The organism is Antrihabitans spumae (assembly GCF_043944905.1).
GTDB lineage: Bacteria > Actinomycetota > Actinomycetes > Mycobacteriales > Mycobacteriaceae > Antrihabitans > Antrihabitans spumae.
In genome coordinates, this window is sequence record NZ_JBIMSN010000080.1 from 1 (window position 1) to 2,140 (window position 2,140).

Below are 2,140 nucleotides of genomic sequence, written 5' to 3' on the forward strand. Positions count from 1 at the left end.
GACTCTGACATCTTTCGTCATAGACGTTGATGAGAGCGTGTTTTCACACCTGGATAACCGGTGGCCCGATCAGCAAAATATTCGTCGCGGTCTCGAGATAACGGCAGGTGCCGAGCTCGGCGATCAGCTTGCGGTCCACTCCCGGGGCGGCGTCGTAGTCGAAATCCTCGAGAGATGCCGGTGTGGGTAGGCACGCGAACCGCAGCCGACCGGTCAGGCGCCGAGCCTCGGTCGCCGCCACTTCGATGGACAGCAGTTCTTCGAGGGTGGCGGTCATCGTCGTGCCGTCCTTGGCCGCTCGGTCCAGGACCGACGGCAATGCTTCGGCCGCGTCGTGCAATTTCAGTACCGCCAGATGTCCACGCAAGCGTTGGTAGAGACTCGCTGCTGCGGCGGTGTTCGGCGCGGGCACCGCGTCTGTGCCGGCGGTGACGGGTCCGGTGTTGGTCATGACAGGGTGTTCCTTCCGTGCGCAGCACGCTCGTAGGCGGATAGATCGATCACCGTCGGTAAGGGCGTCGAGGCAGTGTCGGGTTGGGAATTGTTGCGACGCAATGTTTCCGCCGCCGCCAGGGAGTCAGGTCCGGGTGGGATCCGTTCCTTGCGACGATGCGGTCGACCACCGCCGGTGGCACCGGCCATTGCGGCGTGGTCGAGGGCGTAGACGTGGCCATGGTCGCGAACCATCACCGCGGCACCGTCGGCAGCAAGCCGGTGGCGGGCGGTGGTGATCTGGGAGGTGGTGACGATGTCGATTACGTCCGACCCCAACACTCGTGTGACAGTGACCTGTGCCGAGGTAAGTTCCGGAGGCACCGAGTACCGATTGCCGCGGTAGGCCACCAACGCCTGGCGTGACACCGTGCGGGTTTCGGTCAGAATCGCGGGATAGGCCGCAACAGGTAGTGCTGCCAGCGGTTCGGCCGCAGCGATCGTCGCCACCGACGACTTACCATCGGCTGTAGGTCGCAGCCGGGTGTCGCCACGCAATGAGCAGAACTTGTCGAGACTTCGTTGGGTTTGTTCGACGGTGACATCGTCGGCCATGGTGCGCCACCATCGTTGGGCGGGGAGTGTGATTGGCCTTCTCGACCACACCCTTGCGATTGCCGGAGCGGGCCGGGCAGATCGATACCGCGACCGCGTAGTGCTTCGCGACACAGCGAAACTGGCTGTCACCCTGCCTGATTCGCCGGTGACAGACGGTGGCCATCCGGTCGAAACGCCAACTACGGGTGAGCCCGCCCAGCTTGCGGGAGACCCGGTCGAGTCCGTCGACCAAGTGCGGTTGCGTCATGGCCGGTGCCAGGACGCCGCGCCACCGCCCGGAGTGAGCGAGTGATCCGACCGGCAGATGCGCTGTCGATCCCCACTCCCAATGAGTCGGGCGGGTTCGGCAGATCGACCCAGTCCCATTGAGTTTCGTCACCGGGCGGGTGTTCGATCACCGCATTCGGACGGTCCGGGACACTGGCACAATCGGTGCAGATCGGGCGGAGTTTGCGCTGGCGGATCTGGCGCGTCAGTGTCGGATAGGACAGGGCGTAGCCGAGGTCTTCGAGTTCGTCGCACAGCGTGCGGGCCCACAGGTGTCAATGGCCAGTTTGATGTCCCCGATTTTGGCCAGGTAAAAGTCCCCGCGGTTGTGGGCTAGTTCTGGTCCGTTCGGTGTTGCCGAGCGTCTCGCATCCGGTAGGACTCGCCGTCGGTGACGACGATGGTGGCGTGATGCAGGAGCCGGTCGAGGATGCTGACGGCGGTGGTGTGTTCGGGTAGAAATCGCCCCCATTGCTCGAACGGCCAATGCGACGCGACCGCCAAGGACTGTCGTTCGTACGCGGCGGCGACGAGCCGGAACAACAACTGGGTGCCGGTGTCGTCGAGCGGAGCGAACCCGATCTCGTCGAGCACGATCAGGTCCGCCCGCAGCAGGGTGTCGATGATTTTGCCTACGGTGTTGTCGGCCAAGCCACGGTAGAGGGTGTCGATCAGGTCGGTGGCGGTGAAGTAGCGGACCTTCAACCCGGCGTGCACGGCAGCTATGCCGAGTCCGATCAGGGTGTGGCTCTTGCCGGTGCCTGGCGTTATCCAGGTGTGAAAACACGCTCTCATCAACGTCTATGACGAAAGATGTCAGAGT

3 pseudogenes are annotated in these 2,140 nt (G+C 63.8%); all 3 read right to left on the reverse strand.

Annotation, left to right across the window (positions count from 1 at the left end):
- Positions 1–58: 58 nt before the first annotated feature.
- Positions 59–451: pseudogene (locus ACHIRB_RS18280) on the reverse strand (ATP-binding protein); the annotation flags it as partial.
- Positions 448–1,592, reverse strand: a pseudogene (locus ACHIRB_RS18285) (Mu transposase domain-containing protein); the annotation flags it as partial. The pseudogenes ACHIRB_RS18280 and ACHIRB_RS18285, both read right to left, overlap by 4 nt.
- A 58-nt stretch (positions 1,593–1,650) precedes the next feature.
- Positions 1,651–2,082, reverse strand: a pseudogene (locus ACHIRB_RS18290) (ATP-binding protein); the annotation flags it as partial.
- Positions 2,083–2,140: the final 58 nt, after the last annotated feature.